This is a genomic window from Streptomyces sp. NPDC014889, assembly GCF_043081205.1.
Classification (GTDB): Bacteria; Actinomycetota; Actinomycetes; order Streptomycetales; family Streptomycetaceae; genus Streptomyces.
Genome location: NZ_JBIBWH010000001.1, coordinates 1 through 13,310 on the forward strand (window position 1 = coordinate 1; position 13,310 = coordinate 13,310).

Annotated in this window: 10 protein-coding genes; 8 read left to right on the forward strand and 2 right to left on the reverse strand. The window is 72.2% G+C overall.

Annotated elements, in window-relative coordinates:
• Positions 1-173 precede the first annotated feature (173 nt).
• The 3 genes from ACF09J_RS00005 to ACF09J_RS00015 all read left to right on the forward strand — a co-directional run bounded on the left by ACF09J_RS00005 (position 174) and on the right by ACF09J_RS00015 (position 3,280).
• Positions 174-872, forward strand: a complete 699-nt coding sequence (locus tag ACF09J_RS00005; protein WP_392303080.1) for an alpha/beta hydrolase — start codon at positions 174-176, stop codon at positions 870-872.
• Between the two features lie 172 nt (positions 873-1,044).
• The gene (gene sigJ / locus ACF09J_RS00010) at positions 1,045-1,989 is read left to right on the forward strand and encodes an RNA polymerase sigma factor SigJ (RefSeq protein WP_392303081.1); all 945 of its coding nucleotides are present in this window, start codon (positions 1,045-1,047) and stop codon (positions 1,987-1,989) included.
• Positions 1,990-2,080: 91 nt separating this feature from the next.
• Positions 2,081-3,280 carry an NAD(P)/FAD-dependent oxidoreductase gene (locus ACF09J_RS00015; protein WP_392303082.1) on the forward strand — a complete coding sequence of 400 codons (1,200 nt, stop codon included), beginning with the start codon at positions 2,081-2,083 and terminating at the stop codon, positions 3,278-3,280.
• A 59-nt stretch (positions 3,281-3,339) separates the two neighbouring features.
• Here ACF09J_RS00015 and ACF09J_RS00020 read toward each other — a convergent pair whose 3' ends face one another.
• On the reverse strand, positions 3,340-4,983 hold the full coding sequence (locus ACF09J_RS00020; RefSeq protein ID WP_392303083.1) for a M4 family metallopeptidase: 1,644 nt from the start codon (positions 4,981-4,983) through the stop codon (positions 3,340-3,342).
• Positions 4,984-5,113: 130 nt separating this feature from the next.
• On the opposite strand from ACF09J_RS00020, the gene ACF09J_RS00025 reads away from it, so the two are divergent.
• Positions 5,114-5,566 carry a gamma-glutamylcyclotransferase family protein gene (locus ACF09J_RS00025; protein WP_392303084.1) on the forward strand — a complete coding sequence of 151 codons (453 nt, stop codon included), beginning with the start codon at positions 5,114-5,116 and terminating at the stop codon, positions 5,564-5,566.
• A 30-nt stretch (positions 5,567-5,596) separates the two neighbouring features.
• On the opposite strand, the gene ACF09J_RS00030 is transcribed toward ACF09J_RS00025, so the two are convergent.
• The gene (locus ACF09J_RS00030) at positions 5,597-6,340 is read right to left on the reverse strand and encodes a vancomycin high temperature exclusion protein (RefSeq protein ID WP_392303617.1); all 744 of its coding nucleotides are present in this window, start codon (positions 6,338-6,340) and stop codon (positions 5,597-5,599) included.
• 865 nt (positions 6,341-7,205) lie between these two features.
• Here ACF09J_RS00030 and ACF09J_RS00035 point away from each other — a divergent pair.
• From ACF09J_RS00035 to ACF09J_RS00050, 4 genes are all read left to right on the forward strand, one after another.
• Positions 7,206-8,552, forward strand: coding sequence for a deoxyguanosinetriphosphate triphosphohydrolase (locus ACF09J_RS00035; protein WP_392303085.1), 1,347 nt, complete (start codon positions 7,206-7,208; stop codon positions 8,550-8,552).
• Positions 8,553-8,778: 226 nt separating this feature from the next.
• Positions 8,779-10,044, forward strand: coding sequence for an NAD(P)/FAD-dependent oxidoreductase (locus tag ACF09J_RS00040; protein ID WP_392303086.1), 1,266 nt, complete (start codon positions 8,779-8,781; stop codon positions 10,042-10,044).
• Positions 10,045-10,083: 39 nt separating this feature from the next.
• Complete coding sequence (gene dnaG / locus ACF09J_RS00045; protein WP_392303087.1) at positions 10,084-11,994, forward strand: DNA primase; 1,911 nt, start codon at positions 10,084-10,086, stop codon at positions 11,992-11,994.
• 161 nt (positions 11,995-12,155) lie between these two features.
• Positions 12,156-13,307 (forward strand): RNA polymerase sigma factor, encoded by a 1,152-nt coding sequence (locus ACF09J_RS00050; RefSeq protein WP_392303618.1) that lies wholly within the window; start codon positions 12,156-12,158, stop codon positions 13,305-13,307.
• Positions 13,308-13,310: the final 3 nt, after the last annotated feature.

Sequence of the window (13,310 nt, forward strand, 5' to 3'; positions counted from 1 at the left end):
GTTCGGTCAGCCATGAGGGAAGCGCGGGCACAGGTCTCCCCAGTGATCACAGAGCGTCGCAACTCCATGATCACCGGGACCTGTGCCCGTTCTGTTGCCGGTATCCCCAACCGCACCTATCCGCGGGACGTCTAAGATCACTGGCCTGACGCCGACTTGAGGAGGCGGGCGAATTGGCCGCCGTGGTGCTCGTTCACGGGCTGTATCACCGTCCCGAGCACTTCGCCGTGGTGGCAGAACGCTTGTGGACTGCAGGAACCGAGGTCGTCGTTCCCGAGCTCCACCGGGGCTCATTGCCTACTGACACAGCCGCGGTCCAGGCTGCCATCGACACGCTTCAGGAGCCTCCGATTGTGCTCGGTCACTCCTATGGCGGGTCAGTGATCACCGGGGTGCGCGGGGCGGGACACTTGGTCTATCTGGCGGCCTTCGTGCTGGATGTCGGCGAGAGCGCAGCCAGTCTGGGTGGGGCGTCCCCGCAGCTCCGGGACGCGATCAACCCTGAGCTCGGCGGCTCGACCAGCCTGCACCCCGACCGGGCTGTTGACACCCTCTATGGCGACTGTCCAGAACCTCTCGTCACCTGGGCAGTTGGTCTGCTGCGTGCGCAAGCCTCGGGCTGCGGGCGAGGAGTTCCAGAGCACCACAGCTGGAAGCACACACCCTCCACCTACGTCGTCTGCGCACAGGACCGGGCCATCGACCCGGGCCTGCAGCGGAGGATGGCCGCGCGCTGCAATGACGTGCGCGAGTGGCAGACGGGCCACTCGCCGTTCGTAGGACAGCCCGATCTCATCGTTGCCCTCCTGCAGGAACTGCTCGCCGCCAACACCTCGCGCAGGCGAGATGAAGGAGTCACAACCACTCGTTGATGGCTGCGAGTGAGGGCGGTCGAGTGGGGTGCCGTCGAGGACGCCGAGTGCCTGCACCGGGCGGAGACGCACAGCCAGCGAGCTGCTTGCTCGACGCGTCCGGCCTGGTCCGGCTGCTCCGCGATCCAGAACTGCAGAGTCCCGCACACCGCGGGAGCTAGGATCCGGGGCCATGGCCCTGACTGCGATTGACGTGGACCGGTTCGAGGCGTCCAGGCCGCGTCTGGAGGCTCTCGCCTACCGCCTTCTCGGCTCCGCGAGCGAGGCGGAGGACGCCGTGCAGGACACGTTCCTTCGCTGGCAGGCCGCCGACGTCGGCCGCATCGAGGTTTTTGAGGCGTGGCTGACGAAGGTTCTCACCAACCTGTGCCTCAACCAGCTCACCTCGGCCCGCGCGCGGCGCGAGACCTACGTGGGCCACTGGCTGCCGGAGCCGCTGCTGGCCGGAGACCCCATGCTCGGCCCGGCCGAAACGGCCGAGCAGCGCGAATCGGTCTCGTACGCGGTCCTGACCCTCCTGGAGCGCCTCACCCCGGGCGAGCGGGCAGTGTACGTGCTGAGGGAGGCCTTCGGATACCCGCACCGGGAGATCGCCCAGATCCTCGACATCACCGAGGCCGCCAGCCAGCAGATCCTGCACCGCGCCAAGAAGCACGTCGCGGACGGCAAGGCCCGCACCGAGATCGACGAGGCCGCCACCCGGAGGATCGTCGACGAGTTCCTCGCGGCCGCCGCCGGCGGCCGGACCGAGCCGCTCGTGCGGCTGCTCACCCAGGACGCCGTCGCGATCGGCGACGGCGGCGGCAAGGTCCCGGCCCGCGCCAAGGCGTTCGAGGGCGCCCTGGCGGTCGCGAAGTTCATGCGGGGCCTGTTCAAACCCGGCAAGGCCAAGCGCGCCCTGGTCGGCGGTTCACCCGAGGTCTACGCCGCGACCGCCAACGGCGGTCCCGCCGTCGTGGCGGTCCTCGACGGCCGGGTCGTCGGCGTGATGTGCCTGGAGGTCACTGCCGAGGGCATCGCCGCGTTCCGTAACCAGGTCAACCCCGACAAGCTCGAACGCGCGACCCGGCGGTGGGCGGCCACGGGCCACGGCGAACCGCTGTTCAACATCTTCTGAACCGATGTGAGGTGCTTCACATCGCGTTGCTGTCAGGAAACGGCGGGCCGCCCGGTTCAAGTGGCGACATCGATCGGACAGGAGCAACGACATGCAGCACCGCATCATCGTTCTCGGAGCCGGATACACCGGAGCCATCGCGGCCGGCCGTCTCGCCGGACGGCTGCACCGCGACGACGTCTCCATCACCCTCGTCAACGCCGAGCCCGACTTCGTCGAGCGGGTGCGCATGCACGAGCTCGCGGTCGGCCGCCGCCTCCGGCCCCGGCCGTTCAGCGAGATGTTCGCGGGCACCGGCGTCGAGTTGAAGCTCGCGAAGGTCACCGGCGTCGACGTCGACCGCGGGACCGTCGCCGTCGCCGAGGCGAACGATGCTGCCGGGGAGCTGGAGTACGACACCCTCGTGTACGCCCTCGGCAGCGGCTGGAACGACCAGGGCGTTCCCGGCGCCGCCGAGCACGCCCATGAGATCGCCAGTCGCCCCGGGGCGCTCCGGCTGCGCGAGCGCCTGGCCCGCCTGGACGCCGGACAGTCCGTGGTCGTGGTCGGCGGCGGCCTCACCGGCGTGGAGGCCGCGACCGAGATCGCCGGGGCCCGCCCGGACCTCGACGTCGTCCTCGCCGCCCGCGGCGGCCTCGGCGACTGGCTCTCGCCCGGAGGCGGCCGGCACCTGCGAAAGGTCTTCGGCAAGCTCCGCATCACCGTGTACGAGGACACCGCCGTGACCGCAGTCGAGGCCGAGCGCGTCGTCACGGCCGACGGCAGGTCCCTCCCGGCGGCGATCACCGTGTGGACCGCCGGCTTCGCCGTTCACCCGGTCGCGCAGGCCACCGCCCTGGAGGTCACCGGTACGGGCCGGATCGTGGTCGACGGGACGATGCGCTCGGTTTCGCATCCGGACGTGTACGCCGTCGGCGACGCGGCCATGGCGATGGGCCCCGGCGACCAGCCGCTGCGGATGTCGTGCGCCTCGGGCATCCCCACCGCCTGGCAGGCGGCCGACGCCATCGCGGCCCGCCTGACCGGCGGGAAGCTCCCGAACGTACCGCTGAGGTACTTCAACCAATGTGTCTCGCTGGGCCGCGGGGAAGGCCTGATCCAGTACGTCACCGCCGACGACCGTGCCGTCCGGGCGGTCCTGACGGGACGGCTCGCCGCCGTCTACAAGGAACTGGTCTGCAAAGGCGCGGCCTGGGCCGTCGCCAACCCGATGGCAGGGCTGCCGTCCCGGCGCCGCCGCACCGTACAGGAGCCGGCCCGGACGGGCTCGGCGGTGGGGGCGTCGGCCTGACCCGCACGGCGGAGCGGGCGCCCTCGTGTCGAGGACGCCCGCTCCACTGCCGGTGCGCCTCAGCTCACGTTGACCGCGGACCAGGCCGCTGCCACCGCGTTGTACTCCGTGCTGCCGGCGCCGTAGAGGTCCTTGGCGGCGTTCAGGGTCGCCGTCCTCGCGCCCGCGTACTTCGTGGAGGACGTCATGTAGACCGTCAGGGCCCGGTACCAGATCTGGCCGAGCTTGTCGCGGCCGATGCCCGTCACCGAGGAGCTGTTGCAGGTGGGGGAGTCGTAGGCGACGCCGTTCACGGCCTTGGCGCCGCTGCCCTCGGCGAGCAGGTAGGCGAAGTGGTTGGCGACGCCCGAGGAGTAGTGGACGTCGAGGTTGCCCACCGAACTGCTCCAGCAGTCGGCCGAACTGCCGTCCTTGGAGGGCTTGTCCATGTAGCGCAGGGCCGACTTGCCGAAGCCGGAGCGGACGATCTTCTCGCCGATCAGGTAGTCACCGGGGTCGGCGGGGTTGTTCGCGTACCACTCCACCAGCGTGCCGAGGATGTCGGAGGTCGCCTCGTTCAGGCCGCCGGACTCGCCGGAGTACGTCAGTGCCGCCGTCTTCGACGTCACGCCGTGGCTCATCTCGTGGCCGGCCACATCGAGGGCGACCAGCGGACCGAACGTGGTGCCGTCACCGTCGCCGTACGTCATGCAGAAGCAACTGTCGTCCCAGAAGGCGTTGTTGTAGTTGCTGCCGTAGTGGACGCGGTTGTACGAGCCCTTGCCGTCGCCCGCGATGCCGTTCCGGCCGTGGACGTTCTTGTAGTAGTCCCAGGTCTCGTTGGTGCCGTACTGCGCGTCGACCGCCGCCGTCGCGCGGTCCGCGGTCGTGCCGGTGCCCCAGTGGTTGTCGGCGTCCGTGAACAGCGTGGCGGGGGCGCGCTGGAAGCAGATGCCGAAGAAGCACGCGTCGGTCTTGTTCTCCGCGTCGCCCGTGTACGTGTTGCCGCGCGTCGGGTCCTTGAGCTGGTACGCCGAGCCCGAGAGCGTGGTCTCCAGCGGCACCGTGCCGCTGTAGAGCGACTGTCCGTCGCCCGTCGCCGTCTCGATGCTGTCCCAGGCGTCGATCTGCGCGCCCGTGCGGGCGTCGGTGAGCACTGTACGGGCCACCGGGTTGCCGAGTGAGTCCAGCCCGACCGCGTTGGTGCGCCAGGCCAGGCGCGGGGTGCCGTGCAGTGCGTCGACGATCAACTCCGGTTTGGCCTTGACCTGTTGCAGCTTCGTTCCCAGGTTCTCCGCGCGCAGCGCGTTCACCGCGAGGTCGGCCGCCTTCGGGGCGGTGAGGTCGGGCGTGGTGCTCGGCAGGGACACCGTGCCCCTCGAGGCCCGGTCGGCGCCGCGGTAGTTGCCGTCCGGAGCGATGTGGACGATGAAGTCTCCGCCCAGTACGGGCAGTTGGCGGTAGGCGCGGTCGTAGCGGACGTGCTGTGCGCCGTCCTTGTCGACGATCACGTCCCGTACGGTGGCGTCCTCGGCGGAGGTGAGGCCGAGGGCCGTGGAGTGGTGCACGAGCGCCGACTCGGCGTTGTGGATGGCGGTGGCCCGGGTGGGTCTGCCCTCCGCGTGCGCGGCGGGGGAGAGGGCGGCGGCCAGCAGGGTGGCGGCGGTGGCGGCCACACCGGCCGTGGCAAGGCGGGAACCTCGGATGTGCCGTGTCCGACTCATCGGTCTCCTTGAGCGCGGGCGCCCTGGGGGCGCGAGGGGGTGCGCTGGCTGTTGCTGAGATTTAAGTGCTCATGACATGTCATGTCCATAGCGCCTCGGGGTGGGTGTGAGGGGGGAGAGAATCGTTTCCGTGACGACTTCGACCACTCCGACGCCGCCGCCCGCGCCGCTCCCGTTCTTCGTCTACGGCACCCTGCGCCCGGGCGAGGGCAACCACGGCCTGCTCCTGCGCGGCCGCACCCGCTCCGAGGAGCCCGCCCGGCTGTCCGGCGCGGTGCTCTACGACGGGCCCGGTTACCCGTACGCCGTGGAGGAGCCGGGCGGTCTGGTGCGGGGTGACCTGGTCGCGGCCCGGCCGGAGGAGTACGGCGAGGTGCTCACCGCCCTGGACCGGCTGGAGGAATACGTGGTCGGCGACCCGCACAGCCTCTACGAGCGCATCGAGCGCGAAGTGGTCCGCGAGACCGACGGAACGACCGTGCGGGCCTGGGTCTACGTCGCCGGACCGTCCGTCAGCCGACGGCTGCGCGCCGAGGGCGTGCGCATCGAGGGCGGCGACTGGCGCACACGGAGACCGGTCTGACGCTTGGTCCTCAGCGGACCTCAGCGGGCCTCAGCGGGCCTCAGTGGGTGTCGACGGACGCCGGTGGGCGTCGGCCAGGGCCCGGGTCACGCCGTGCTCCGTGCGGCCCAAAAACTTCGGGTCCGGCTGGAACACCGCCTCCAGGGCCGCCTTGCCGGCCGCGAACACCTCGCGGGTGCCGCCGTAGTACCAGGTGACGTCGTGCTTGGCGTCGACGCCGACACCGTAGGAGTCGATGCCCGCCGCGTCGCACAGGGCGACCGCACGACGGACGTGGAAACCCTGGGTGACCAGGACCGCCCGGTCCACGCCGAAGATCTTCTTCGCGCGGACGCAGGAACTCCAGGTGTCGAAGCCGGCGTAGTCGCTCACGATCCGCGCGCCGGGCACGCCCCGCTTGGTCAGGTAGGCGCGCATCGCGTCCGGCTCGTCGTAGTCCTCGCGGCTGTTGTCGCCGGTCACCAGGAGCACCTTGACCCGGCCCTCGTGGTACAGCTTCGCCGCCGCGTCCAGCCGGTGCGCCAGGTACGGCGACGGCTTCCCCTGCCACAGGCCCGCGCCGAAGACGACGGCGACGTCGGTGCGCGGTGCGTCCGCCGTGGTCCGCAGCCGGTCGCCGGCCGTGACGTAGGTCCAGGTCGCCGGGAGCAGTGCCAGTACGCACCCGGCCATCACCACCTGCGTCAGCAGCCGCCGCCCGGCACGGGTGCGCGGCAGACGCGGACGAGTCCACGGCACCCGGCGCGGCGAGCGCGGCCCATCCGTCAAGCGCATCATTCGATCCCCTCCCCAGGCACCCTTACGGCCCCCCCGAACAGCAAGGACGCACCCCAGCCCGCCCCGGTTCACCCCCGACGCCCCATTCTCCCGCCGACGGCCACGGGACCGTGGCCCGGGGCGGACCGCGCGCCCGCCACAGCCCGGCGAGCGGGGCCAGAGTTGGGGGGTGGGGTCCGCGTCCGCTGCTGGACCGGCCGCCCTGGCCTCCGGTGGGTCCCGTAAGGGGGCCGCGCTTGTCACGGCCCGGCGGGCTGCATTCGGGTCCGCGCGGGGTGTGCCGGTCGTGGCCTGACGGGTGGTGGGGCAGGGCTCACCTGGGGGCCGGAGGCCGGTCGGAGCCGGGGTGGGGCGCCCGGCGGGCGGCACCGGGGTCCGGGCGGGGGTGCGCCGGTCGTTGCCTGGCGGGGTGGGGCCGGGGTCCGGAGTGAGGCGGGGCACCGGGCGGCCACGTCCCGGCGGGTGGCATCGAGGCCGTGCCGGGCTCACGCCCGCGCCCGTGCCGGGCTTACGCCCGTGCCGGGCCCGCCGGGGGACCGGGCGGAGCCGGGGTGGGTCCGCGTCCACTGACGGACCGGCCGTCCCGGCCTCCGGCGCGCGGGTGTCCCGCTCGAAGGGCCGCGCACGCCACGGACCGGTGGGCAGCGGGGAGTCCAAGGACGGATCCCGCCCGCCACGGCCGCTGGGCGGCATCCGGGCGTGGGGTCGGAACGCCGGGCCGGCGCGGGTCAGCGGGTGGTTCCGGAGTCCGGGAAGGGGGCCGAGGCCGCCGCTTGCGGTGGCTTCGGGTACCCCGCGCCGCAGTGAGGTGGAGTTGGATGGCGACATCCCGATTGTCCGTGGGTGCGCTTACTGTCGAACCATGGAAGGGATCGCATCCGAGGCAGCGCGGCCGCGCGGGCACGCCCACCGGTCGTCCGGGAACCATGTGCCGCCGGCCGGATATGAGGCGCCGGCCGTCGAGCGGTGGGCCGTCGAGCCGGACAAGCGGCCGGGGCGTACCGCCTTCCAGCGCGACCGCGCGCGCGTGCTGCACTCCGCCGCCCTCAGACGGCTGGCCGGCAAGACCCAGGTGGTCACGCCGGGCACATACAGCCAGGTCTGGGACGCCAGTCCCCGCACCCGGCTCACCCACTCGCTCGAATGTGCCCAGGTCGGCCGGGAACTGGGCGCCGCCCTCGGCTGCGACCCCGACCTGGTGGAGGCGGCCTGCCTCTCCCACGACCTGGGCCACCCGCCCTTCGGGCACAACGGCGAACAGGCGCTGAACGAGTTCGCGCGCGACTGCGGCGGATTCGAGGGCAACGCCCAGTCCCTGCGCCTGCTCACCCGCATCGAACCCAAGCGCTTCGTCGTCGACGCCGAGACGGACGAACTCGTCAGCGTCGGCCTCAACCTCACCCGCGCCGCCCTCGACGCCGCCACCAAGTACCCCTGGCCGCGCGGCGCCCACCCCACCGACCCGGCCTCGCCCAAGTTCGGCGTCTACGAGGACGACCGGCCGGTCTTCGACTGGGTGCGCAAGGACGCGCCCGGCACCCGCACCTGCTTCGAGGCCCAGGTCATGGACTGGGCGGACGACGTGGCCTACTCGGTGCACGACGTGGAGGACGGACTGCACGCCGGCCACATCGACCCCGGCTGCCTGCACGCCGAACCCGAACGGCAGGCGGTCTTCGCGGTCGCCGTCGGTCGCTACGTCCCCGCCGGCACCGACCCCGAGGAGCTCGCCGAGGCCCTCGACCGCCTCCTGGACCAGGAGTGGTGGCCGCACGGCTACGACGGCTCGGCGGTCGCCCAGGCCCGCCTGAAGGACGCCACCAGCCAGCTCATCGGACGCTTCTGCCTGGCCGCCGAGGGGGCCACCCGCGAGCGGTACGGCAGCGGGCGCCTCACGCGCTACGCCGCCGAGCTCGTCGTCCCCCGGACCACCCGAATGGAGTGCGCGGTCCTCAAGGCCGTCGCCGACCGGTACGTCATGCAGCGCGCCGAGCAGGAGCGGCTGCGCGCCGACCAGCGGATCGTGGTCGCCGAGCTGGCCGAGGCGCTGACCGCCCGCGCCCCGTACGGCCTGGACCCCCAGTTCCGCGCCCTGTTCGACCAGGCCGCCGACGACCGTGCCCGCAAGCGGGTGCTCGTCGACCAGATCGCCTCCCTCACCGACGCCTCGGCCCGTTCCCTGCACGCCCGTCTGAGGGAGCACGCATGACGGGGAGGGCGCACGCATGACATTGACAGCGCGTTTACGGACAGCCGTGGTACCGGTGGGACGAGAGTGAACGAAGTGACCCCGACCGGGTCCCCGGGTGACCCTCCGTGGCCTGATCGGGCCACCCCCTCTTCCCGCACCACGCTCCGTGCGGGACGCTCCCATGTGGCGGCACCCACAGTGTTCTCTGGGGGACACCCCCCAGACCCCCGGCAGGAGGCATCAAGTGGTCGACGCGGATCAGACATTCGTCATCGTCGGAGGAGGACTGGCCGGCGCGAAGGCGGCGGAGACCCTGCGCGCGGAGGGCTTCAGCGGCCGCGTGATCCTCGTCTGCGACGAGCGCGACCACCCCTACGAGCGGCCGCCGCTGTCCAAGGGGTACCTGCTCGGCAAGGAGGAGCGCGACAGCGTCTTCGTGCACGAGCCCGCCTGGTACGCGCAGAACGACATCGAGCTGCACCTCGGCCAGACGGTCGTCGCGATCGACCGCGCCGCCAAAACCGTCCACTACGGGGACGACGGCACCCATGTGCGCTACGACAAGCTGCTGCTGGCCACCGGCGCCGAGCCGCGCCGCCTGGACATCCCCGGCACCGAGCTCGCCGGCGTCCACCACCTGCGCCGCCTCGCCCACGCCGAGCGCCTGAAGCACGTCCTGACCCACCTCGGCCGGGACAACGGCCACCTCGTGATCGCGGGCGCCGGCTGGATCGGCCTGGAGGTCGCGGCGGCGGCCCGCGAGTACGGCGCCGAGGTCACCGTCGTCGAGCCGTCCGCCACCCCGCTGCACGGCGCGCTCGGCCCCGAGCTCGGCCAGCTCTTCGCCGAGCTGCACCGCGAGCACGGCGTCCGCTTCCACTTCGGCGCCCGGCTCACCGAGATCGTCGGGCAGGACGGCATGGTGCTCGCCGTGCGGACCGACGACGGCGAGGAGCACCCCTGCCACGACGTGCTCGCCGCGATCGGAGCCGCGCCGCGCGTCGCCCTCGCGGAGTCGGCCGGCCTGGAGCTGGCCGACCGCGCCCACGGCGGCGGCGTCAAGGTCGACGAGCGGCTGCGCACCTCCGACCCGGACATCCACGCGGCCGGCGACGTGGCCTCCTTCCCGCACGGGCTGTTCGACACCCGGCTGCGGGTGGAGCACTGGGCCAACGCGCTGAACGGCGGCCCGGCCGCGGCCCGCGCGATGCTCGGCCAGGAGGTCCTCTACGACCGCGTGCCCTACTTCTTCACCGACCAGTACGACCTGGGCATGGAGTACAGCGGCTGGGCGCCCCCCGGCTCCTACGACGAGGTGGTGATCCGCGGGGACGCCGGAAAGCGCGAGTTCATCGCCTTCTGGGTGAAGGAGGGCCGCGTCCTGGCCGGGATGAACGTCAACGTGTGGGACGTCACGGACCCGATCCAGCACCTGATCCGTACGAGGGCGCGGGTGGACACGGAGGCGCTCGCCGACCCGCACGTGCCGCTGGACACCCTCGCCCCGTAGCCGGACGGGAGCCCCGGCGGACCACCGTAGACTTCTGGCGTGGCTGGACGGATCAACGACGAGGACGTGAAGGCGGTACGGGACGCGGTCCCGATCGACGCCGTGGTGTCCGAGTACCTCCAGCTGCGGAACGCGGGCGGGGGCAACCTCAAGGGCCTCTGCCCCTTCCACGACGAGAAGTCGCCGTCCTTCCAGGTCAGCCCGAGCAAGGGACTCTTCCACTGCTTCGGGTGCCAGGAGGGCGGCGACACCATCACGTTCGTGATGAAGATCGACCACCTCTCCTTCTCGGAGGCGGTCGAGCGGCTGGCCGCCCAGGCCGGCATCACCCTGCGCTACGAGGAGGGCGGGTACAACCCCGCCCACCAGCGCGGCGAGCGCATCCGCCTGGTGGAGGCGCACAAGCTGGCCGCCGACTGGTACGCCGAACAGCTCGCGAACTCCGCCGAGGCCGAGACCGGCCGGGTCTTCCTCGCCGAACGCGGCTTCGACCAGGGCGCCGCCCTCCACTTCGGCGTCGGCTACAGCCCCCAGGGCTGGGACCACCTCACCCGCTTTCTGCGCGGCAAGGGCTTCACCGACAAGGAACTGATCCTCTCCGGCCTCGCCCAGGAGGGCCGCCGCGGCCCCATCGACCGCTTCCGGGGCCGGCTGATGTGGCCGATCCGCGACATCGGCGGCGACGTGGTGGGCTTCGGCGCGCGCAAGCTGTACGAGGCGGACAACGGGCCGAAGTACCTCAACACCCCCGACACGGCGATCTACAGGAAGTCCCAGGTGCTGTACGGGATCGACCTGGCGAAGAAGGAGATCGCGAAGACCTCCCGCGCGGTGGTGGTCGAGGGCTACACCGACGTCATGGCCTGCCACCTGGCCGGCGTGCCCACCGCCATCGCCACCTGCGGCACGGCGTTCGGCGGCGACCACATCAAGATCCTGCGCCGGCTGCTGATGGACAACGGCTCCGCGCGGGTGATCTTCACCTTCGACGGCGACGCGGCCGGGCAGAAGGCGGCCCTGCGGGCCTTCGAGGACGACCAGAAGTTCGCCGCCGAGACCTACATCGCGATCGCCCCGGACGGCATGGACCCCTGCGACCTGCGGCTGGCCAAGGGCGACGAGGCGGTCGCCGACCTGGTCGAACCGCGCACCCCGCTGTTCGAGTTCGCGTTGCGCCAGATCGTGGCCCGCTACGACCTCGACACCCCGGCCGGCCGCGCCTCCGCCCTGGACGAGGCCGCGCCGGTCGTCGCCCGGATCAAGAACAGCGGCGCCCAGCACGAGGTCGCGGTGCAGCTCGCCGGGCTGCTCGGCATCCTCGACACCCAGTTCGTGGTCAAGCGGGTGGCCCAGCTGGCCCGCTGGGCACGCGAACGCGGCGGCCGCGGCCCGGCGCCGGACCAGCGGCAGCGGGGGGCGCAGCAGCAGCACGCGCCGACGCGTCCCGCGCCCCGGGGCCCGGCGCTCAACCTGCGCAACCCGGTCTTCGCCACCGAACGCGAACTGCTCAAACTCGCCCTGCAACGTCCGGAGCTGGTCTCCCCGGCGTTCGACGCCTACGGCGTGGACGAGTTCACCGCCCCGCCCTACGCCGCCGTACGCCAGGCGGTCCTGGACGCGGGCGGCGCCGAGTACGGCGTCGGCGACCCGCAGGAGTACCTGGCCCGGGTCCGCGAGGCCGCCCCGGACGACGCGGTCCGGGCGATGGTCACCGAGCTCGCGGTCGAGGCGATCCTGCTCCGCCGGGAGGTCGACGAGGCCTACGCGGGCGCCCAGCTGGTGACGGTCCGCCGGCGCGCGGTCGAACGCCGCATCCGCGACCTCCAGAGCACGGTCGCCCGCCTCGGCACCGGCGGCGACCCCGCTCAACTGGCCTCGACCCAGAACGAGTTGTGGATCCTCCAGCAGTACGACCAGGCCCTGCGCGAGCGCGGTGTGGCAGCGCTGTGAGCGTGAACCGGGCCGTCGGACGGTCTGAGTAACCGGCCGGTCACGCACCGGTCGCAAAAAGTCGTCGCACGCCCCTCGTGGCGGCGATGTGTCGTACCCCACACTGGGTCCGGTTGCCTGAGTCCTCGGAGCGCGGCCGCTCCGCCCCTCCCGGGTGACGCATCCCCGCGGCTGTGCTCTTCGCGTACGGGACGGACGGCGGCGGCGAGACCGCCGACTCCGCCCCGCTGGTACCGCTGCCGCACGCCTCAGCAGCGATCATCCTGGAGGTCGCCCCCGTGCAGACCCAGACCCTCACCCAGACCGACGTCCCCGCCGGACCGGGCAGCGCCGGACCTGACCCGGAGGCGGAGGCCCAGGCCGAGCTTCCGGAGCCGGTTCCCGCCCGTACCGAGAGCGGCGGTCCCTCCTCCGATCTGTTCCGCCAGTACCTGCGGGAGATCGGCCGGATCCCGCTGCTCACCGCCGCCGAGGAGGTCGAGCTGGCCCGGCGTGTGGAGGCCGGTCTGTTCGCGGAGGAGAAGCTGACCACCACCCCGGACCTGGACAGCCGGCTCGCCCTGGACCTGGACCGGATCGTCGTCCTGGGCCGGATGGCCAAGCGCCGGCTGATCGAGGCGAACCTGCGGCTGGTGGTGTCCGTGGCAAAGCGGTACGTCGGCCGGGGGCTCACCATGCTCGACCTCGTGCAGGAGGGCAACCTCGGGCTCATCCGGGCCGTGGAGAAGTTCGACTACGCCCGCGGCTACAAGTTCTCCACCTACGCCACCTGGTGGATCCGCCAGGCCATGTCCCGCGCCCTGGCCGACCAGGCCCGCACCATCCGCGTGCCCGTGCACGTCGTCGAACTCATCAACCGGGTCGTACGGGTGCAGCGGCGGATGCTCCAGGAACGTGGCTACGAGCCGCCCCCCGAGGAGGTCGCCGCCCATCTCGACCTGCCGCCCGAGCGGGTGAGCGAGGTCCTGCGGCTCGCCCAGGAGCCGGTCTCCCTGCACGCCCCGGTCGGCGAGGAGGACGAGGTCGCCCTCGGTGACCTGATCGAGGACGGCGACGCCGCCTCGCCCGTGGAGTCGGCGGCGTTCCTGCTGCTGCGCGAGCACCTGGAGGCCGTGCTGTCCACGCTGGGGGAGCGCGAGCGCAAGGTCGTGCAACTGCGGTACGGGCTCGTCGACGGGCGCCCGCGCACGCTGGAGGAGATAGGGCGCATCTTCGGCGTGACCCGCGAGCGCATACGCCAGATCGAGTCGAAGACCCTCAGCAAGCTGCGCGACCACGCCTTCGCCGACCAGCTCCGCGGTTACCTGGACTGACCT

Bases quoted from the DNA above. Each gene is read 5' to 3' on its own strand.
- ACF09J_RS00030 (WP_392303617.1), bottom strand. From the start codon at position 6,340: ATGCGCTTGACGGATGGGCCGCGCTCGCCGCGCCGGGTGCCGTGGACT.
- ACF09J_RS00020 (WP_392303083.1), bottom strand. From the start codon at position 4,983: ATGAGTCGGACACGGCACATCCGAGGTTCCCGCCTTGCCACGGCCGGT.
- sigJ (WP_392303081.1), top strand. From the start codon at position 1,045: ATGGCCCTGACTGCGATTGACGTGGACCGGTTCGAGGCGTCCAGGCCG.
- ACF09J_RS00015 (WP_392303082.1), top strand. From the start codon at position 2,081: ATGCAGCACCGCATCATCGTTCTCGGAGCCGGATACACCGGAGCCATC.
- ACF09J_RS00035 (WP_392303085.1), top strand. From the start codon at position 7,206: ATGGAAGGGATCGCATCCGAGGCAGCGCGGCCGCGCGGGCACGCCCAC.